Origin of the sequence: Bdellovibrio bacteriovorus, assembly GCF_041888015.1 — a bacterium.
GTDB lineage: Bacteria > Bdellovibrionota > Bdellovibrionia > Bdellovibrionales > Bdellovibrionaceae > Bdellovibrio.
On the sequence record NZ_CP168968.1, the window covers coordinates 150,298 to 170,806 of the forward strand.

The 20,509-nt window shown below is 49.4% G+C and carries 16 protein-coding genes and 1 other RNA gene; 11 read left to right on the plus strand and 6 right to left on the minus strand.

Annotated features, from left to right (window positions below; genetic code table 11):
• Positions 1–3: 3 nt before the first annotated feature.
• The 3 genes from ACES2G_RS00790 to ssrS form a co-directional block, all read right to left on the minus strand.
• A complete protein-coding gene (locus ACES2G_RS00790) occupies positions 4–564 on the minus strand; it encodes a hypothetical protein (protein ID WP_374001023.1) in 561 nt (186 codons plus the stop codon).
• Entirely contained in the window at positions 546–2,516 is a 1,971-nt protein-coding gene (locus ACES2G_RS00795) for a hypothetical protein (RefSeq protein ID WP_374001024.1), read from the minus strand. Before ACES2G_RS00795 ends, ACES2G_RS00790 begins: the two co-directional genes overlap by 19 nt.
• Positions 2,517–2,634: 118 nt before the next feature.
• A non-coding RNA gene (ssrS, locus tag ACES2G_RS00800) (6S RNA) lies at positions 2,635–2,813 on the minus strand.
• 141 nt (positions 2,814–2,954) lie between these two features.
• On the opposite strand from ssrS, the gene ACES2G_RS00805 reads away from it, so the two are divergent.
• From ACES2G_RS00805 to ACES2G_RS00835, 7 genes are all read left to right on the plus strand, one after another.
• Complete coding sequence (locus ACES2G_RS00805; protein WP_347358010.1) at positions 2,955–3,113, plus strand: hypothetical protein; 159 nt, start codon at positions 2,955–2,957, stop codon at positions 3,111–3,113.
• 74 nt (positions 3,114–3,187) lie between these two features.
• A complete protein-coding gene (xseA, locus tag ACES2G_RS00810) occupies positions 3,188–4,594 on the plus strand; it encodes an exodeoxyribonuclease VII large subunit (RefSeq protein WP_347358011.1) in 1,407 nt (468 codons plus the stop codon).
• On the plus strand, positions 4,595–4,819 hold the full coding sequence (locus tag ACES2G_RS00815; protein ID WP_262554824.1) for an exodeoxyribonuclease VII small subunit: 225 nt from the start codon (positions 4,595–4,597) through the stop codon (positions 4,817–4,819).
• Positions 4,820–4,821: 2 nt separating this feature from the next.
• Positions 4,822–5,691: a polyprenyl synthetase family protein gene (locus ACES2G_RS00820; protein WP_347358012.1), complete on the plus strand. Its 870-nt coding sequence runs from the start codon at positions 4,822–4,824 to the stop codon at positions 5,689–5,691.
• A gap of 4 nt (positions 5,692–5,695) precedes the next feature.
• On the plus strand, positions 5,696–6,472 hold the full coding sequence (locus ACES2G_RS00825) for a TlyA family RNA methyltransferase (RefSeq protein WP_347358013.1): 777 nt from the start codon (positions 5,696–5,698) through the stop codon (positions 6,470–6,472).
• Complete coding sequence (locus ACES2G_RS00830; RefSeq protein ID WP_374001025.1) at positions 6,456–7,463, plus strand: patatin-like phospholipase family protein; 1,008 nt, start codon at positions 6,456–6,458, stop codon at positions 7,461–7,463. Before ACES2G_RS00825 ends, ACES2G_RS00830 begins: the two co-directional genes overlap by 17 nt.
• A gap of 9 nt (positions 7,464–7,472) precedes the next feature.
• Complete coding sequence (locus ACES2G_RS00835) at positions 7,473–8,795, plus strand: aminopeptidase P family protein (RefSeq protein WP_347358015.1); 1,323 nt, start codon at positions 7,473–7,475, stop codon at positions 8,793–8,795.
• A gap of 34 nt (positions 8,796–8,829) precedes the next feature.
• Here ACES2G_RS00835 and ACES2G_RS00840 read toward each other — a convergent pair whose 3' ends face one another.
• Positions 8,830–10,182, minus strand: a complete 1,353-nt coding sequence (locus tag ACES2G_RS00840) for a PAS domain-containing protein (protein WP_374001026.1) — start codon at positions 10,180–10,182, stop codon at positions 8,830–8,832.
• Between the two features lie 105 nt (positions 10,183–10,287).
• Complete coding sequence (locus ACES2G_RS00845; protein WP_347358017.1) at positions 10,288–11,031, minus strand: HAD-IB family phosphatase; 744 nt, start codon at positions 11,029–11,031, stop codon at positions 10,288–10,290.
• A gap of 51 nt (positions 11,032–11,082) precedes the next feature.
• On the opposite strand from ACES2G_RS00845, the gene ACES2G_RS00850 reads away from it, so the two are divergent.
• Both ACES2G_RS00850 and ACES2G_RS00855 read left to right on the plus strand, forming a co-directional pair.
• Complete coding sequence (locus ACES2G_RS00850; RefSeq protein WP_347358018.1) at positions 11,083–11,538, plus strand: hypothetical protein; 456 nt, start codon at positions 11,083–11,085, stop codon at positions 11,536–11,538.
• Positions 11,539–11,542: 4 nt separating this feature from the next.
• Positions 11,543–13,177 carry a glycerol-3-phosphate dehydrogenase/oxidase gene (locus ACES2G_RS00855; protein WP_347358019.1) on the plus strand — a complete coding sequence of 545 codons (1,635 nt, stop codon included), beginning with the start codon at positions 11,543–11,545 and terminating at the stop codon, positions 13,175–13,177.
• Positions 13,178–13,180: 3 nt separating this feature from the next.
• Here ACES2G_RS00855 and ACES2G_RS00860 read toward each other — a convergent pair whose 3' ends face one another.
• Positions 13,181–18,040: a hemagglutinin gene (locus tag ACES2G_RS00860; RefSeq protein ID WP_374001028.1), complete on the minus strand. Its 4,860-nt coding sequence runs from the start codon at positions 18,038–18,040 to the stop codon at positions 13,181–13,183.
• Between the two features lie 192 nt (positions 18,041–18,232).
• Between ACES2G_RS00860 and ACES2G_RS00865 the strand changes: the two genes are divergently transcribed.
• Positions 18,233–19,273, plus strand: coding sequence for a hypothetical protein (locus tag ACES2G_RS00865; protein WP_347358021.1), 1,041 nt, complete (start codon positions 18,233–18,235; stop codon positions 19,271–19,273).
• A 101-nt stretch (positions 19,274–19,374) separates the two neighbouring features.
• Positions 19,375–20,418, plus strand: coding sequence for a rod shape-determining protein (locus ACES2G_RS00870; protein WP_015089392.1), 1,044 nt, complete (start codon positions 19,375–19,377; stop codon positions 20,416–20,418).
• Positions 20,419–20,509 lie beyond the last annotated feature (91 nt).

Consider the following 20,509-nt stretch of genomic DNA (forward strand, 5'->3'; position numbering starts at 1 on the left):
TTTTTATTTTCTGCGACGCTTGAAGGTTTCAGTTCCCAGCTGGGCTTCGGCAGATCGTCTTAGCTCTGGGGCTCCGGATTCCAGGGTGTCTTCGGAGCGACTGACAATCACCGCTGAATTTCCGAAGACCTCGTTGCCAGCCTGGGCTTTCACCCCCAAAGAAATCATCTTTTGCTTTTCTTTTGAGAAGCCGACAACAGTCAGCTTCAGCTCCACAACCTGCCCGGATTTTACATTGGGTAAAGAGTCCGCCACCTCGCCATCTACGACAGAGACGCCTTCCGGTAAACTCCAAGAATAGTTGAAGTCACTTTGCAGATCCTGGTTCACCAGAATGCGGGCGACCAGATTCACTTCATCATCACCGTCGTCAGGGATCTCATTCTCGGTCTTGAGTTCCACATGGAAGGTGGCCAGATGTTTTCCGATGGGAAGAGGCTTCCAGGAAGGCTTTGTGGCGGCAGCGGGGCTGCGCTCTTCAGAGTTGCCAGAAAAAGAATAGAGAGAGGCTCCCAGAGCCACTAGCATAAAAGCGGTCGAGAAAATTATCTTTCGGCTCCGCATAGGGCGACTCCATTTCTTGTCAGCGTGTAAGTGGCTGGTGCATTCATCTGATAGCTGTCTTTGTTGTAGGCGTTGATTTTCACGTTGATGATATAGTAGCCCGCCGCCAAACCGCTGAGTGAAACCGTTTCTGTTGTATTGGTTCCGGAGCGGCTTTGTTTGACGATATAGGGGGACGAGTAGCCCGCGTACCAGTGGGCATCTTCAAAATAGACATAGTCTTTTTTGTAAAGAATCAGATCCAGATTCAGTTTGCTGCTGGTGAAGCTCATGGCAATGTTGCCGCCGCTGCCGTCATAGTAGAACAGATAGAAGTCGTTGTTCACCTGCTGGTGGGATCGCACAAGGCCTCCCAGACTGGCTTCAGGCGTTCCCACCGTGAATGTTGCCGGGCAGCTTCCGCCTGTTGCAGAAACATAGTAGGCATAGTCTTGCGTGGTCTTGGTTTGTTTTTCTTCCGCCAGGATGTTGTTCCACTTGGTATTAGAGGCGATATTGCTGGCAAGCAGATAGTTAAACAACCCCACATTGGGAACCGGGTATTTGCTGGTGTTCACCAAACTGGCGGCAACAGGATTTTTGTTGTTCTTTCTGTGGCCATTGGTGTCTTCACCTGCGAAGGTCTTCCAGATATCGACGAAGCCGATCCCCGCGCCGGTTTTGGAGGTGTCGGTGGAGTCATATTCGGCGGCGACCTCGCGGGTGGCTTTGTAAAGACTGCGAGATACGGAGACTTCGCGGAAGGTTCCGGTTCCGGCGAGGTCATTGTTGGTTCTGTCCATGGAGGCTTTTTCGCCATTGTCCCAAAGATTGAATGAAATGCTGATGCCTGATTTAGGGTTGCCTTTATACCCGTAGGTATCAACGTAGTAGTGATAGCGAACCTCATCAGGAACGCGGCTTTCACTTGTGCCAAGACTTGCAGCATCGGCTCCTGTAAGGACGGCGGCCTGCAGATAGTTGGCCCAACCTTCACTCCAGGCCAAGCGGGCATCGATCACAAAGTTTCCGTTGTGTGAGCCTCCTGGGGATGCCGAGTTGCCATAAACATCCTCGAGGAAGTGACCGTATTCATGCAGAATGACAGAATCGTCAAAGTGATCGGTGTCGGAGGATTTTACGTCACCGTTGACTCCACCCAAAATAAAGAGCTTGCGATCGCCGGGAGAATAAAAAGACAGCGGCGAACTGGAGCCGAAATAGGAGTAAGGATTGAATCCGGCTTTCCAGTAAACCGTGACTTTGTCGGCGACCCACCATTTGTTGGGATCTGTGGAAGGGATGCCGCTTTCCAAGATATTTTTATTGATGTTGCGACGGATGTACTCGTTCGCTAGCAGGATGTTGTACATGATATTGAAGGCGCCGCCTTCAATGCCCGGATAAAGATTTTCGTCGGCTTCTGCAATGACCGGAGTCGAGGTCAGATTCTTCGTGCCATTTGTAATATCAGTGGCTGTAACAGTGAAGCTGCGTGCCGCGAAGTGCGGAGTATTGGCATAGAGGTCACTGAGAACACTGATATTCAGATAGGCATTCTGTGCGCGAGAGAACACTTTCAAAGTGTAAGTGCCTTCGGCTTTGGGAATTTTGAAAACAGCCAGGCCATCTGTGGTGGTTTCGCCCTGTTGAATACGCGTACCAGCGGCATCATAAATGTGGAACTCCGCAAAGGCGATGGGCATTCCTTCGTTCACAACAGCCGTCAGGCCGTTTGTGCTGGCGCCGGGACTAAAATTCAGGCCACGATAACGGAAGATCGCAGGGGCGGTCACGGTCACGGCCTGTGCGCTGTCAATTTCAGTAGCTTTGCCATAATAAGGTGGTTCATTGGAAGCGGGGTCCGATGACGCAGAATCGTCGCGGCCCTCAAAGCCACTGCCATTGCCACAACCAGAAAGAAATATACAACAACCGCCTAGAATAGCGGCCAACGTCCGGCTCAAAATCATAAGGAACTTATCGGACTTACGGGGCAGAGCCTGAACGATAAGAGCCCTGATTTCTCAGAGTAAATTATTAAGAAAGTGGAGAAGTTTTTTGCAGGACTGTCTTGATTTGAGACAAATAAAAAAAGGCTCGAAGGCCACTCTGAAAAAGTAAACCTGTTTTAGCTAAGGTGGGTGACCATGATAACAACTTTAGGCTTCTCAGTACGAGCTGAGCTTGCTCACCATTGTCAGGGACAGTTCCCAAAAATATGCTTGTAAGGTTTATTTTCGATGAGCTTTACGCCGTCGAACCCTTCTGAAGACTATTCTAGCAGGTCTTTTAAAGTCGTCAATCAAACCGGACTCTTACTTTCTGGCAAAGCTACCGATAAATTGCTTATGACGCCAGAAAAGCTCGATTTTATTTTTCCATTTGTGGTTTTTTTCTATGGACTCCTGATGGTTGTTGTGTTGGAGAACCCCGTCCTGGCAAGGATCGGGCAAGAGCGCCTGGGGCAGGCCTACGCCAATATCACAAAGCATAAATCCCTGGCGTGGATCTGCTTTTTTGTCGGCGGACTGTGGTCCGTTCAGAATGTTTGGTACTCATCTCTTTAGACCTTGCGGGACTCTCCATGTATTGACTCCCGAAGTATTGACACTGGCAGAGGAGGGCATTAGCCTCTGCTCCCATGTCGGACACTCCCAATCAAGCTTTTCGCAAAACAGATATTTCCGCCCAAACCAGTATGGGTGCTGCGGATTTATTGACGAAAAGTAATGAACCTTCCGTGCTCTCTGTCGAACAGCTGAATATCTATGTAAAGCAACTTCTGGAAGGTCAGATCGGGACGGTGTGGGTGAAGGGGGAGATTTCCAACTTCAAGGCTCATACATCGGGCCATTTCTATTTCAGTCTTAAAGATTCCAAATCCCAGATTACGGCCGTGATGTTCCGTGGCCACAATGCACGTTTGAAGTTCAAACCGACGGACGGCATGGAAGTGATCGTGCGTGGTCGCATCACTGTGTATGAGCCTCGCGGAAATTACCAGCTGATGTGCGAGATGATGGAGCCGGTGGGTGCAGGGGCTTTGCAAAAAGCTTTCGAGCAGCTCAAAATGAAGCTGAAGTCTGAAGGACTTTTTGAAGCCACCAAGAAAAGACCCATCCCGACATTCCCTCGCCACATTGCGATTGTGACGTCCCCGACCGGGGCAGCCATCCGCGATATTTTAAATGTTCTATCTCGTCGTGCGAAATCAATCCAGGTCACGGTAGTGCCGACGATTGTGCAAGGTGAGGCCGCAGCACCACAGATTTGTGAAGCCTTCAAAAAGGCCACGGCTCTTCCCGGTGTGGATGTGGTGATTGTCGGTCGTGGTGGCGGTTCGATTGAAGACATGTGGTGTTTCAACGATGAAAAGCTTGCGCGTTTGATTGCAGCCAGCCCGATTCCGGTGATCTCGGCTGTGGGCCACGAAATTGATTTTACTATTGCTGACTTTGTTGCAGATCTGCGAGCACCGACACCTTCGGCGGCGGCAGAGCTGGTGGCGAAAAGTTCTGGAGAGCTGGCCAATAAGGTGGTTTCTTTGGAGCGCATGCTGAAGCTGTCTTTTGAAAAGAAGATGAAGTATCTGCGTGAAAAGATGACGGGCCTTTCCAAGCGCCTGGTGGATCCACAGCGCCGTCTGCAGGATCTGGAGCTTCGCAATGATGATCTTTTGAATCGTCTGGAATTTGCGATGAACCGTCGCCTGGCGGAACGCCATCACAAGGTGGAGCTTCTGACTGAAAAGCTGGGAAGTCCGCAAGACCTGATCAGCGAAAAGAAGAAAGATCTGGAATATCTGAAAGCACGCACGGAAAAGGCATTGCTGTTTTCTATCGAGCGTAAGAAAGCCCGCATGGGCAAAGTGATGGGAATGCTCGACAGTCTGAGTCCACTTAAAGTGGTGGAAAGAGGCTACTCCATCGTGACTAAGGAAAATATTGTTATTAAATCGTCTGACCAGGTGAAAAAGGGTGACCTTTTGGATATCCGTCTGGCGCAGGGCTCACTGACCGCTGTTGTTGACAGCGTGAAAGGGGAATAAATGGATTTCGAGAAAAAACTGGGACGTCTGGAAGAGATCGTTCAGAAAATGGAAAAAGGCGACCTGGCCTTGGAAGAATCACTGAAACTTTTTGAAGAAGGCGTAAAGCTTTCCCGCGAGTGTCATCAGCGTTTGAATGAAGCTGAATCCAAAGTGAAGCTTCTGATGTCTGTGGGCGCTGATGGTCAGCCGGTGACGTCTGATTTCACTCCTGAGGAGAACTAACTTTGGATTTGGCAATTCAGATTGAACAAGAAATTGCGGCACGCACAGAGGCTGTAAATCAGTTTGTGGAAAAGTACCTGTCTGAAATGGAGCTTCCTCAAGGAGCGGCCATCGCTGAATTGCGCAAGTCCATGCTTTACTCCGCCACCAATGGTGGCAAACGTTTCCGTCCTGTTTTGTCTTTGTTGGTGGGCGAACTTTTTGGTTCCAGCAAAGAAAAAATTCTTCCGTTCGCAGCCGCGGTGGAACTGATTCATACCTATTCTTTGATTCATGATGATCTGCCATGCATGGATAACGATGACATGCGCCGAGGCAAGCCGACCAATCACAAGGTTTTTGGTGAGGACTTTGCCTTGTTGGCCGGGGATGCTCTTTTGACAGAGGCCTTTATGTTGATCGCTGAAGGTTATGGCGACAACAGCTTCCTGGTGGCGCAACTAAGTCGTCTCTTGTCTTCTGCGGCGGGAATTCGCGGCATGGTCGGCGGGCAGGCCATTGATCTGCGTGCTGGCGACAAACAAATGTCCTTGGAAGAACTCACTCATCTGCACCGTCTGAAAACAGGTGCTTTGATTCGTGTCTCTGTGGAAGGGGCTGCCGTGATTGCAGGAGCCAAACCAACGGACATCGAAAGTTTGAAGAAATTCGGAGAAGGTTTGGGATTGGCCTTCCAAGTGGCTGACGATGTTTTGGATCATGGTGAAAAAGGACAGGATTTGCGCAGCTTCACGGGTATTTTGGGTCTGGAAGGAACCAAAGCCTATCTGCAAGAGATCAGTACTTCCACGTTGGCGGAACTTCGTAAGGTGTCTGCCGATGCGCCGATGTTGGAATTCCTTATTAGCTTCAATCAAAATCGTCAGGTGTAGTCTTATGTCAGAAAAAGTGCGCTTGGATCTTTATCTTGTCGAAAAGGGTCTGGCGCAGTCGCGCACTCATGCGCAGGAACTGATCGAAGCAGGCCAGGTCTATCTTTCTGAACAATCTCAAAAAAAGATATTAAAGAAGTCCAGCTATGCGGTGACAGCCGCACAAGAGGGGCTGATTGCAGTGGAAGCCGGGCCAGCCAATCGTTTTGTTTCCCGTGGGGGACTGAAACTGGAAGGTGCGTTGGCACATGTTCGGAAATCTCCTGAAGGCTTGAAGGTGCTGGATGTGGGAATTTCTACGGGCGGTTTCACAGACTGTTTGTTGCAGCAAGGGGCCTTGCAAGTGCTGGGCGTTGATGTAGGGCATGGTCAGGTGCATTCGCAGCTTTTGAAGGATTCTCGATTACAGGTGATTGAAGGAATCAATGCCCGCAATCTTTCCAAGGATGAACAAGTTCAAAAAGCCACTCCGCCAGAAAAGTTTGATCTGGTGGTGATGGACGTTTCGTTTATTTCAATCTCTTTAATTGTGCCGGAGCTGGCAGGCTTTCTTAAGACCGAAGGCTGTCTTTTAAGTCTGGTGAAGCCCCAATTTGAGGTCGGCGTTGACGGCCTTTCAAAGGGGGGTATAGTCAAAGATGTTTCTTTGTATGCAGAGGTCGAGACCAGAATAAAAACTCTTTGTTCTGAAAATGGATTTAGGGTTCTCGACTACTTCCCATCTCCGATTCAGGGAAAGGACGGAAATAATGAGTTCTTCATTTATGCAAAAAAAATCTAGCTGGCTGGTTTTGTGTCTCTTTCTTGCAAGCTGTCAAAGTATCAAAACCCGCGATGATATTCGCAAGGGCACAACGCCGTCCACCCCCCACACTCGTCCGGGTACTTCACCGCAGCAGCAGCGCCCTCAAGAGCGCGAAAATATTGGAACGCCTCCGCCTATCGAATCTGATGAAGAAGAAGTGACAGAGATGACTCCGCCGCCTCCTCCGGCGCCGGTGATTCCGACAATGCCGAAGATCGGTGTGATTCTTGGCGGCGGTGGCGCAAAAACATATGCTCATATTGGATTCCTGCATGAACTGCAAAGGGCCAAGGTTCCGGTGTATGCGATCGGCGGGGTGGAGTTTGCATCCCCGATGGCGGCCTTATATGCGAATAAGGAACTGGCGAACGACGTTGAATGGCAGATGTTCAAGCTGAAAGACGAAGAGGTTTTGAAGAAGTCTTTGTTGGGTGGCGTGAACAAGAATAACGACGTGACGGTGCTTAAGGATTTCGTAAGCGTGGCGTTCAATCGCGCCAAGGTCGAGGACTTTAAAGTTCCGTTTGCGTGTCCGTCTTATAATTTGAAGAAGAATCAGGTTTACCTGATGAACCGGGGAAGCATCGACCAATTGATGTATCTGTGCATGGCATACCCACCGTTCTTTAAACCTTATCAGAACAGCGTTGCGGGTATTCGTGACATCACCTCTTTGGCGAACTATTTGCGCCAAAAAGGGGCCAATTACATCGTGCTAGTCAATGTTCTGCAGGCACCGGGGGGAGCGAAGCCATTCACGCTGGATGCCCAGGCAACTGACAACGTATTATGGAGTGAAGTGGCGGGACTGTATAATAAGCCTTTACCGGGAGTTGATACGGTCATTTCACTTGATACGTCCAGTTATGGTATTATGGATTTTGAGAAACGTCGTGAGATCATGAACAAAGGCGCGGACTCCGCGGCGAAGCAGTTGAAAAGTCTCACGCGTAAATGGGGTCTTTAGGAGATATTTATGAGCAGAAAACCCACGTATGACATGAACATTTTTTCTGAGAGAAGAAAAAAAGCCGGAGAGCAGATCCCTGGAGCTGCTTTGGTGGTGACTTCTCATCCAGAGTATATTCGTAACCATGATTGCCATTTCCCTTATCGACAGGATTCCAACCTTTTCTATCTGACGGGTTGGGAAGAGCCGGAATCTGTTTTGGTATATCGTCCGGGATTGAATCCTGAAACGGTGATGTTCGTACGTCGCCGCGATGTAGAGAGAGAAACCTGGGATGGTTTCCGCTATGGACCGGAAGGCTGCGAGCGCGAGTTCAAAGTGGATAAAGCGTACCCCATTGATGAGTTCAGCAAAGTGGCGCCACAGCTTTTAAAAGAAGTGGACCGTGTTTATTACCGCCAATACAAGAATCCAGAGATGGATCACAAGATGCAGGACGTTCTTGAAAGCGTAAAGGCGTTGCAAGGCCGCATGGGGAATGGTCTTTTGACGATTCACGATGCCGACACGTTGCTGGGTGAAATGCGTTTGGTGAAATCCGAGTACGAGCTGACTCAGCTTCGTGAGGCTTGTGAGATTTCTGCTCAGGCCCACTTGGCGGCGATGCGCTTTACTCGTCCGGGTGTAACTGAACGTCAGGTTCAAGGGGTGCTTGCGCATAACTTCTACATGAGAGGTTCTGCACGCGAAGGGTACAACTATATCGTGGCTTCCGGGAATGCGGCGACCACGTTGCACTATAATTTCAACGATCAGGTCTGTCAGGACGGCGATCTTCTTTTGATCGACGCTGGGGCGGAGTTTAATTACTACACTGGCGATATCACGCGCACTTATCCGGTGAATGGAAAGTTCACGGATGAACAGGCCCGTGTCTATGAAGGTGTTTTGAAAGTTCAAAAGCAGATCTGTGACTTTGTGAAGCCGGGTATTGTCTTCAAAGAATTGCATGATATGGGAACGTCGCTTTTGATGGATGTCATGCTGGATCTGGGTCTTCTGTCCGGTCGCAAGGATGATTTGATCCAGGCGCTGGCACAAAAGAAGTATTATCCACATGGCATCGGGCACTGGTTGGGCATGGATGTGCATGATGCGGGCCTTTACTTCAAAAAAGGCGAGCCTCGTCCGATCGAAGCCAACATGTGCTTCACTATCGAGCCAGGTATTTACATCCCTGCAGACGACGCATCAGCTCCTCAGAAATACCGTGGTATCGGTATTCGTATTGAGGACAATCTGCGTGTGACATCCTCAGGTTCAGAGAACATGACCTCATCGGTTCCGAAAGAAATTGCGGACATTGAAAAGGTTGTTGGTAAGGCCTAAATTGAAAAAGCCCTCTTGAAGAAGAGGGCTTTTTTTATGCAGTAATAGCGCGATCGACTTTGCGCAGGCTTTGCGAGATCGCCGACAGTTGCTCTCTCAATTCATTGGAGCGGCCCAGGCCCCATTTGCTTTCACCTTCTATCGAGCGCAGGATCTTTTTAAAGCTTTCTGTCAGATCCTCCATGTCCCCTAAAAGGGCGTCCAGCGATGAGGACAGCTCCTTCACCCATGACATTTCAATTTTTCCAACGACACAAATGACATCCATTCCGGCAGTCACTTTGGACAGCATACTGATAGAGCGGATCAGGGATTTATTTTCTTTGGTCAGATCTTTGGCTGTACTAAGTACGGTTGCGAAGTTTGAGGAAATCAATTGCTTCAGCAGCTCACAGTTTTGTATCAACTGTTGTTCCTGCTCGTCGCTGATGGAGCTGTGTTCATTGTCCCGGGTCAGGGTTTCCTCAATAAGATGATTCATCATTTCAATCTGGAAGCGGGAAATACCAATAGCCAGATACATCGCAGAGGCCGCTTGATTGAAAGAGGCGAATGTCTTTTCAAAATCCAGAGAATTGCTAAGGATATCGGCGGCAAGCTTTTCCAGATTATTTGAAACGACTCCCAATGGTTTTCCGGCCTCGCCCAGCTTCGCTGCCGAAATCGTCAAGTTCGTCGTGACCATCTGCACTTCCCGGCAGATTTCGTCAATTTCATGAGATTTGGTTTTTAAAGCGTGTGTTCGTTCATTTAATTGGTCGGCGATGCGAAAGGCATTGCGGGCAGTATCTGTACAGGACCGGGAAGCCAAAAGAAGTCCTTCCAGAAGTCCACTTTTGGTGGCGATAGATGGTGTCAGATTTTCTTCTGCCAGAGTGAGCAGATGATCCCGAGATTTCATTTCTGCCAGAAGGGCCTGATTCATGAATTCTTCATAGGAGGAAAACCCTTTTTCGTGCAGAGCTTGTAGCAGGTCCGCGGTGACGTCCTCCATAGAGGTTCCAGCTTGCTCTTTCATCAGGATGTCGGCGTAAACCGTTTGGATTTCGCAAAGCAGGGCGGTGCTGGGTTTTAAACGGATGGATAGGTAGCCGTCCCCCATGGGAAAGGCCATGGCAAAAACCCAATAGAAGCGTCCACTTTTACTGAGGTTTTTTACATAGGCGCAAATGGGGCGGTTTTCCTTAAGGAAATCCCAAAAAACCTTAAAGACACATCGAGGCATATCGGGGTGGCGGATGATGTTGTGAGGGCGGCGCCAAATCTCTTTTTCCTGATATTCAGCGACTCTGAGGAAGACCTTGTTGCCGGTTTGAATCAGTCCCTTGAAGTCGGTTTTGGAAAAGAAAAGTTCGTTTAATAGAAAGTCGGCTTCAACATTTAGCACCAGTGCCTCCTTACAAAGGCTAGTGCAAGAAGTTAAAGCCCATCAATAAATATGAGATTTATACGCAATTATCCACCGACAGTGGGGTCAGTCTTAGAACCTTTGTTAGATGAATCTGTGGGAAAGCCACGCAAACTTTTCTGCGTTCTCTTGTAGTTCTTTTTCCGTTTTAAAGAGCTTGTCATCTCGTGAAGCGGCGCTGACCGCAAGGCTGAGATGTGTGGCAGCTTGAAGTAACTGGAAGTCACCCATGGTATTTCCAGAAGCGAAGAAAGGTTTTTTGCCCGCAGTTCTTTCCAAAAGGGCATCCACTTTTCCTTGGCGATAGGTGATAAGGCCTTTTTGTTTTTCGGTGATCACGCCGCCTTCAATGAGGGTTTCAATTCCGATGACATCTTCTTTCTTCAGGCCCAGCATTTCCGCGCCGGGTTCAACGGCCCATTTGACAGAGGCTGTGACAACATAAATGCGCACCCCTTTGGACAAGAACAGATCAATCAATTTTTTTTGTTCTGTGAAAACGGGAAGAGGGAAATGTCCTTTGACGGCTTCGATAGCCCAGCTGTGAATCTGCTCTAGCTTTTGCCCCTGACAAATCTGAGCTAGCCAAAGGTAAGCTTTGGCCGGGTCTTCGGCCTTCATGGACTGATAGTGTTCCCAGGGTTCTGAGGGAAGGTTTACCAACTGATTGTCGATTTGGTGATGGAAGAAAGTTTCACCCAAATCGGTATCCCACAGAGTTCCATCCGCATCAAAAGCAGCCACAGGTGCAGAATCTTCTTTCAGAACGAGGTCCAGTGTCGTATTTATGCGCTTCCAAGTGTCGGTGGAATAATCTTTGTATTTCATAGGCTCTTAGTATGAAATATTAAATGAAAAATGACAAGGAGACCTGAGGGCATGAGCCTTTATTGTCGAGTGATTCAGTCAGAAGATTTGCAGCAAATTTTGGATCTGGAAAATAAGAAACTTGCCGAAACTTATCCAGATGAAATGGAAAGAATGATGGCCGGCTGGAATTCGAAGTTCCGCGTCGAAGCCCTGAATCATTATATCGCGTTAGGCTGGAGCTTTCTGGCGCTGGAGCAGGACACCGGCAAACTGATGGGATACTTCATTGCTCAGCCCTTGTTGTTTTTGGATGGGCAGACGCAGACTCTTTGGGTGGAGCATGTTCAGTACACCTCTTTGCAGGCTCGTGATGAGTTGTGTGAACTGGCTTATAAGCTGGGAAGAGAAAAGCATCTGCAACGGGTTTACTTCCCAAATGAAAACGGAGTGCCCAATTCGGTAAAGGCCTTCAAGCCGGAGTCCTGGCAGCCAGGCACTCTTACTGTGAAGACGACAAAAGGATAAAGCTATGAAAAATTTCTCCTTCGCAAATCGAATCCAGAATATCAATAAAATGAAATCACAGGAATTTGATCTGGTCATTATCGGAGGAGGAATCAACGGAGCTGGCGTGGCACGCGATGCTTCCGCTCGCGGCATGAAGGTGGCTTTGATTGAGGCCCGGGATTTTGCGTCAGGGACTTCCTCAAAATCCAGCAAATTGATTCATGGTGGAATTCGTTATCTTGAAAACATGGAGTTTAAGCTTGTCTTTGAGGCCTTGAACGAACGCACGCGTTTGTTTGAAATGGCACCGCATTTGGTTCACCCTTTGCGTTTCATGATTCCTCTTTATGAGGAAAGCCGGGTGGGCATGTTTAAAATGGGAATGGGCATGTGGCTGTATGATGCACTTTCCTTATTTCAAGCTCCGGAAATTCACGAAAGACTGAATGCTAAAGATTCAATGGCGCGAATGCCCGCGATGCGCTATCAGCATCTTTTGGGTTCTTATATCTATTCTGACGCCTATATGGATGATGATCGTTTGGTTCATGAGACGTTGCGCTCTGCAAATGAAAATGGTGCTTTGTGTGCCAACTATGTGAAGGCGACGGGTGTCCAGTATGGCTCTAACGGGAAAATAGAATCGGTCTTGTGCGAAGACCAGCACTCTAACGAGAAATTTTCGATTAAAGCCCGGCACATTGTTAGCAGTGTGGGGCCATGGACGGATGATCTTGGAGACAAAATCTTCAAGGATTGGAAGCATATTCTGCGCCCGACCAAGGGTATTCACCTGACATTGCCCAAAAACCGTCTGCCGCTAAGTAGTGCCGTTGTTATGGCGGCTGAAAAAAGCGATCGTATTGTCTTTGGTATTCCTCGTCATGAAATGATCATCATTGGTACAACTGATACCGACTTTAAAGAGTCTCCTGAGAATGTTTCAACGACTCCGGAAGATGTGAAATACCTGTTGTCCGTTACGGACTATTACTTCCCTGGAGCCAATCTGACCGCTCACGATATTATCGCGAGCTATGCGGGAGTACGCCCTCTGGTGAATGATGGTTCTTCCAGCGAGGGAAAAACCAGCCGTGAGCACACCATCATCAACGATGACCGAGGTGTCACCTTTGTGGCCGGCGGTAAGTACACGACATATCGACTGATGTGTGAGCAGACTGTCGATGCGGCATTGCAATCGTTCTCGTTTGAAGAGCGTGTTGCTTGGAGTAAGTCAGATACAACGAAGCCGTTAAATCCATATACCAGTGTCGATGCTTTCCAGCAGGCTAAAGTTCAGACCGACGTGTGGTCTAAAGAGACAGGGCGTTCATTGGAGGAAATGCAACTTCTGGCGGAACGTTATGGCATGGAAGGGGAGGAAATCCTTAATAAGTATTCCTCGGACATTACTTACTGGCAGCTGGAGGCCGCGCAGGCGATTGATTCCACGATGTGTCTGCATATGCGTGATTTCTATGCTCGTCGTGTGCCGCTGTTCCTGGCGGACCGCAATCACGGCGTGAAACACATGGACGAGATCGGACAGATCTTCCAGGAAAAACTGGGTTGGAACGACAGCCGCCTGAAAGATGAAAAGCACATGCTGACTGAATATATGGCTCGTGAAGTGGAATGGAAGAAGCACTTCTGAATTTTAAGGTAAGAAGTATTCGGAAATAGCCGGAAGTCCGTTTTGCATGGCCATGAAGACCAATCGTTTTGGTTTTGGTCCCGAGGCGGGCTTAATCAGAACACGACGTCCCTGACAGGAAATCGAATTCGCCGGGAAAGGCAGCTCGTTCGTTGTATAGTGAACTCCTTCAGCCAGCGGCCATACGGCCGTGTTGGACAAATCCCCGATATTGTGAATAGTGACTTTGTAGAGCTTTTTGTCGTTGCCGCCGCAGTAGTAAAGCGCACCCGCATTGTCATAGACAAAACTGGATGGTTGTTGCGGTAAGGTCAGCAAGGTCTTTACGTTGCCTGAATACAGGACATGCAGATTTGCCGTAATCAGTGACGCATGAGTGTTGGGTTTATACAGCCAGCCTCCCAAAGGATCAAAATAAGTGGGTGTTCCGGTGCGATGAGGCCCTGTTGGTCCCAACGAACAGTTTGTCGCCACGCCATCGGGGCAGTCGTCCAAGTCCGAATCCACGCCGATACGCCCACCAATATAAGACGTTGTTGCCGGAGTCACCAGGCGCAAGGTGGAGTTGTTGTGAGCGGTTCCGTTCCAGTACATGAAGTTCACCAGGAAGTTCCCGGCTTTGTAAGCCATGACTGATGGAGCGTATCCGGACATAAGTAAATCACCATACGCGATATTGGATTGAGTATAGGCGGGGGTGCCGCCTTCTCCGTTCATAAGTTGTTCCCATAGGCCCGTGGCGCGATTCAGACGGCAGAGGCTGTGATAGTGGGTGTAAGTGCTTGGCGGGGTGACAAGCACTTCATTGTGGGCGCAGTTCATATAGATGTCACCATTGGTAGGATTGGTGGCAAAAGCGTTTGGCTCCGCCCAGTTTCCAAGCTTAATACCCTGAGCGTTGGCAGCCACAGCAAAGTTCACATCTGTATTAGTACCATTACCTGCAATCAGACGAACTTCCGGAGAGGCGCCCGGGGCCACTTCACGCAGTTTGTTCTGTTGATGATCCAGCAAGAGAACATTGTCGCCCACGCCGTGATCAATATAGAAAAGTGAAGCCATGCGCATATCAAATCCGGTGCCGCCATCTCCGGCATCTTTTCTTTGGCCGAACAGAGTATAGACTTTTCCAGCGACCACCGTCTTGATAATGCCACGGGTAGAGAAGAACATGCGACCGTAGCGGTCAACAAAGACGTCATCCAAAGCCACAGGACAGGAGGTCGCATCGGTGCCATCCGCGCACTCACCCGCAGCCCCCGTTCCCAGAACACGCAACCAGCTGCCGTCGTCCTGCAGTTGGTTCACACTGTTATCTGTGTAACGATTGGCGCGATAGACCCGGCCGTCCATTGAATGCACGTCATAGTACACAAGTGAAGCATTGGTGAAGGGTTGTGCTGGGAACACACCATTGCCGACGAAGGTTGTTGTATCAAGTTCCGTCAAGGGGCCATAGGAATTGCCCGGAACGGAATAAACGGCCTGCACGTAAGCTTTCAGCAGAGCACTGGTGGTTGGATCATAGCGCAGACTGAAGAAGGAATAGGTGTTGGAGTTTAGATCCCACGCAGGCTGTCCGGTAACGCCGGTTCCAGAGAAACGAATCGTCTCGACACGAGGAACTGCCAATGAGCCTTTGTAAAGGCGGATGCGTCCGCCGTTGTTAGGGGCGGCTCCGGGTTTGTCAGAAATAAAATACAAATCTCCATTGGGCATCGGAATAAAGGGAGAGCGCTTGCGAATGGACCAGGTTTCATCAAATGTTGGAAGCTGTGTCAGGTTGATTTTTAAATCGCGTGGGTCTGCCACGGTGTCGGCAGTGTCCGTTCCCAGATTTCCGGCAGGGTCGGCCCCAATCAACGTTTCGATGATCATCGGTGTGACGTTCGTATCAATTCGTCGGATCATATAGCGGTCATAGACCAGAATGCGGTTCTGATAGTCTAAAGCGGTGCGCAGGATGGCTTTGGCGCGGGCCTGTTCAACGGGGACGCCATCTCCAAAGGAATCCTCGCCCTCTTTGGTCAGACGCAGAAGAACTTTGGAGTTATTTGTTTTTGGATCGATATAGATAATTCCGAAGGAAGAATCATTGAAGAAGATCTTACCATCCGTTGCCACCAGCAGGGTGCCGGGAGCAGTGTCGTTGCCGACACTGGTGCTAAAGACCGTGCTTTTGGCATTGCCATTATGTCCAGAGTCTTGATTTCCCGCCAGCAGATTATACGCACCGCTATTGAGTGGTGGGCTGGTGACTTGTGACGTCTGACCTTTGTTGTCGGTTACGCGAATCTGTAATTTGAAGAAGACGTCGTTAGCAACGATGGAGTTCCAAAGATAGCAGCCTGTGCGCGGGGCAGAGTACGAACATGCCGTAGAGTTGCTGGAGTTGTTCGACAGGGTATTCGTAATCAAAGTGAAGGGCTGACCATCTTCAGCATAGTACAGCTCTACCGTCGCGATAGTGCCATTGTCGCTGGCTTGCCAACTGATGTAAACCGGAGCCCCATTGGCAAAATTCATATCGAAAGTATTTGGAGGGTTTGCCGGTGTTGTTGAATTTACCGTCAGGAACTTCGTCACCTCGGGCGGTGGATCATTGATATAGTTGACGGTGTTGTAGTCCTTTTTGAGTGTGACGGTGTTGGTGCTGATATTGCCCCCGACGTCCATTACCCAAGCATAGATATTGTAAGTCCCAAAGTTAATTCCGAGGAAATAGTCAAAATCCACAAGATCCAGTGCTGGAAGCTCGTCCAATCCCGGCTTAGGAGCTTTGACGCTGACCCAGCAGCTGTCAGAGGCATTGGGCGCACTGTTGCTGACCTTAAGACAGAATTTTGTGATGGCAGTTTCTGCATCTGTAGCCTTCAGGCTGACGGTCACATAAGAGCGAACAGTGTCATCCGGATCAAGTTGGCTATTGATTTTCATTTCGCCCGTGGTGATCACGGGTTTGATGGTATCCAGAATAACATCAAAAGCATTGCTGGTTCCTGTTCCTGTCAGACCATGGGAGTCTGTCAGCCGGGCGCGCACGATGACTCCGGTGTTGTATGCATTCGGTGTCCAGTTCACGGTGAAGGATTTGTTGTTCATCGGTCCAGCAAGGCCCAGGGCTCTGCTGGTGGCAACATTCCAAGTGGTTCCGCCATCGGTGGAATAATCCAGATAAAGGGTGGCAGCGGCAGAAACAGTGGCTTCTGTGACATAGACGATAAAGGGATAGCTGACGTTGATTGCCAGTGTCGGCACAGGGTCCAGAGTCAGGATAGGGGCTTTGCTGTCATAGGTGATAGTGACAACGGTTGCTGTTGAAATATTTCCGGCTTCATCATGCGCATAGAAACGCACATTTCGCAGACCTTGTTGGTCTCCATTGGCGCTCAGATCAAAGTTGTAGTGCTGGGCTGCAGTTGAGCAAGGTATCCATCCAGCGTCTGCCAGTGTTGGCGGAGAATTTATTTCTTTCAACATCAGGAAGGTCGCATCACTGCAATCATTGGCTGTGAATTTTGCAAGGGGGTCATTGGTCACCGAAGCTGTGTTGAGTGTGATAGAGGGAGCGACAATGATATTATCGCGGATCAAGTTCCAGGCGGCATGATTTGTGGTGTTGCCGGCGGCATCTGTGGATGACAGAAGCAACGCCTTGTTGCCGTCGACCGCCGACAAAGTCAGATTCAAAGAGAAGCTGCGCGCAACCGAACACGTGGTGTTGGCGGGGGACGGCGTGAAGTTTCCAGTAGCGGTGATGGCAGCTCCGGCTTCGCAAGATCCCGTCACTGTCACGGCGGACTTATGTTTACTGTTATCGGCTGGCGATAAGATGGCCAGTGCTGGAGGGGCGGTATCCAGAATGACAATACCGGACTCGATCATACCCTCTTCGGGTTGCCAGTTCCCGGCCTGATCACCGGCGATCAGGCAAAGACGATATTCACCGTCGCCGTTAAAGGTGATCGTGGCATTCGTTCCGGCAGCCACAGGTGTGGTGCCCATCAAGGCAGCCCACTGCCCTGAACAGTCGGTGTCTTTAACAACGATATAGCGATACTCGGTGGCTCCATCGGATGGCAAGGTCACGACAATGGTACGATTGGAATTATCATTGGAAAGAGCGGGGCCCAAAGCCCCCAAGGTGATGGGGAGCAGAGGTGCCAGCGTGTCTTTATTAAAGACAGAACTGAGAGAGGTGCCTTTGTTTCCCGCAGCATCTGTCTGCTCCACCTGCAATTGGGTAGCGCCGTCATTTAGCACAGCGGCAGTGAGCTGGCCCGTGAATGAACCGTTGATGCAAGGCCAGGTGGCCAACACGGTTCCTGCCGCAGAAATGCTGACCGGACCATCGTTGCTTTCGCAGAGGCCATCAACAGGCAGTTGCGTGATCAAAGAGTTTCCCACTTCTGTGGGCAGCAGTGTGGAAAAGCTGACAACAGGAGCCAGGATGTCTTTGACCACGGCTGTTTCGTTGGAGGATTTGACTCCATCTTTGGAGGTCACCTCCAGCTTCACTTTGTATTCAGTATCGGGCCACCCTTGAGTGTCGACAGTTAATTCAAAGCTGCCTTTGGAACAGATGGCTGAAAACTTTTTTGCATCTGAATTAGAGAGTGTTGCTGTGATCGGTGCAATCGTGACATCGATGCGCTGGCCTTCGTAAAAGCACTCGCCTTTAAGAGGGTACTGATTCAAAGGTGCTTGAGAGTTGATGATGAATGAATCGAGTTTGTTGCCCTGAGGATCAGTTAAAAACGGCGGGGTCAGGGCATTGAAATCCCAAAGGTGCCCATTGATAGTGCACCCCGTGGAAAAGACCACGAAAAATAGGAGAAGAACCCCAATACCCGTTACGTTCATAAGTACTGAACTTATCGGATCTACGTTTCCTTATATTTAGGCGAGGATCATTCGCGCTCATATTGGGTGTCTCAAAATGTCACTGATGACAAAACTTTAACATCAGGAACGTCTCATTATGGAACCTATGTGCAGAGGGCGTTGGCAGGCTCTTTGATACATCAGGGGTGGTTCCCTGTTTTGGAGGTGCCTATGCGTTTTCACTTACCAATAGTTCTTTCGGCTCTGACCTTGTCGTTGGTCGCTTGCTCCAATGGAGGCGGCGGTGGCGGCGGGGGTGGTGCGACTCCTCCGGTTGTAGTGAATCCGACAAGCCCTACACCACAGGTGCCGGGAGCGACCACTGAGTTCACTTATGAATACCACCAGAATGGCTGCACGACTGGCAAACAGCGCCTGACTTCCAAGGCGGCCTACTGTGATGCTTTGTTGAACGATTCTTTAAATAACAACTGCGCGCGAGAGATGCGTGTGGAGACCTTCAATCGCATGTGCACGAACGGAACCAGTGTGTCACCAACAGGTGGTCTGCAGGGGATGAGTACGGCCCGTTGTGAAGTCAATGGTATGGATCTGCGTGATCGTTCTGTTATCCAGAATATGAATCCGTTCAATCCGCAACGCCGTCAGATCTATCGTGATATGTTCTGGAATGCGAAGTCCGAACATGCTTACGACATTCTGGGCAGCTTGATTGATACCTATGGGCGCGCCCGTTTCGTAATGACTCCGGCACAGACCGAAAAAGCGGCTCAGGGTGAAATCGATCTGTCCCAGCAAAAGGGAGAATATCGCTTCTCTGTTCGTTCTGCTTTGGGTTATCCGATCACTTTGAAAGTCACCAATGAGGAAACAGAGAAAGAAGTTTCTGCCGCATGTATCTCTCATAGCTCGTTCAAGCGGGCTGGGGCGGACTTGCGCCGGGTAAGATGCAGCTTTACCAACAACGAAGTGGGTCGTCGCAGCACTCAGCGTGATGAAGAGATCGTGTGGGACGTAAAGAACACCGTGGAAAAAGAAATCTTCCGTGGTCGCTCTTCAGAAAGAATTCTTCTTCGTCTGAAACCAGCTCAAGGAGGGCAGGAAGAGCGTATTCAAGTTGTGGCTCAGGATCTTGATGTCGATAAAACTATGCAGGCCGAAACGTCTCTGGCGGGTGGCTTGGAGGTTCGTTTCCGTGCGAAGCTTGCGGGTCGTGATATGACCCTCAGTTGTGCGCCCGCGTCAAAATAACTCAAAAAAGCCCTAAATATCTGCATTGACTCCGGTTTTTATAGAACCTAGACTTGAGATGTTTTAGGCCCGATGAATATTTCTCTGAAGTGAGATTCAGCATGAGTTTTTTTGACAAAGTTCAAGACTATTTTTCGAATGATATCGCCATTGACCTCGGCACTGCCAACACCCTTGTTTATGTAAAAGGCCGCGGAATTATCCTTGATGAGCCTTCTGTTGTTGCAGTTCAAAAAAATTACCGTGGAATGCAAAATCGCGTTCTTGCCGTGGGTAAAGAAGCCAAAGACATGTTGGGTCGTACACCTGGCAGCATCGTTGCTATTCGTCCGATCAAAGACGGTGTTATCGCCGACTTCGAAGTCACCCAGTCCATGCTGAAGTACTTCATCGGGAAATCCCTTGGAGAGAAAAAATCCTTCATTCGCCCCCGTATCATCATCTGCGTTCCTTACGGAATCACTCAGGTTGAAAAACGTGCGGTGAAAGAGGCGGCTCAGTCTGCAGGGGCTCGTGAAGTTTATCTGATCGAAGAACCAATGGCAGCGGCGATCGGTGCTGGCCTGCCAATCACTGAGCCCTCTGGCAACATGGTTGTCGATATGGGCGGTGGTACAACGGGTGTCGCGGTTATTTCTTTGGGTGGTATTGTTTACTGCAAATCTATAAAAGTTGCTGGTGATAAGTTTGACGAGGCGATCGTGAACTACGTTCGTCGTCAGTTCAATCTTCTGATCGGTGAAAGAACTGCGGAAAATATCAAAATCCAAATCGGTAACGCTTATCCATTCGAAGAAGAAAAATCTATGGAGATCAAAGGTCGTGACCTTGTAGCCGGTGCTCCTAAGACAATCGAAATCACTTCTTCTCAAGTGAACGATGCTTTGATGGATCCATTGTCTGAAGTTGTCGACGCTGTTCGTACAGCTCTGGAAAAAACTCCGCCGGAATTGGCTTCTGATATCGTTGACAATGGAATTGTTCTGACGGGCGGGGGCGCTTTGCTGGCGAACCTGGACGTGCTTTTGAGAGAGAGAACTGGACTGCCAGTATCCATCGCCGAAGATCCATTGAGCTGCGTGGTTATGGGTTCCGGCAAGGTGCTGGATCAGCTCGACCTTCTAAGACAGTTGACTGTCGACTAATTGCTTTTCATTATTCAGGCCGAGATGCCGCTCTGGCATTTCGGCGTGACTGGACTTTTTTAACAGCCTGTTAGATTGTTTCAAAATTACC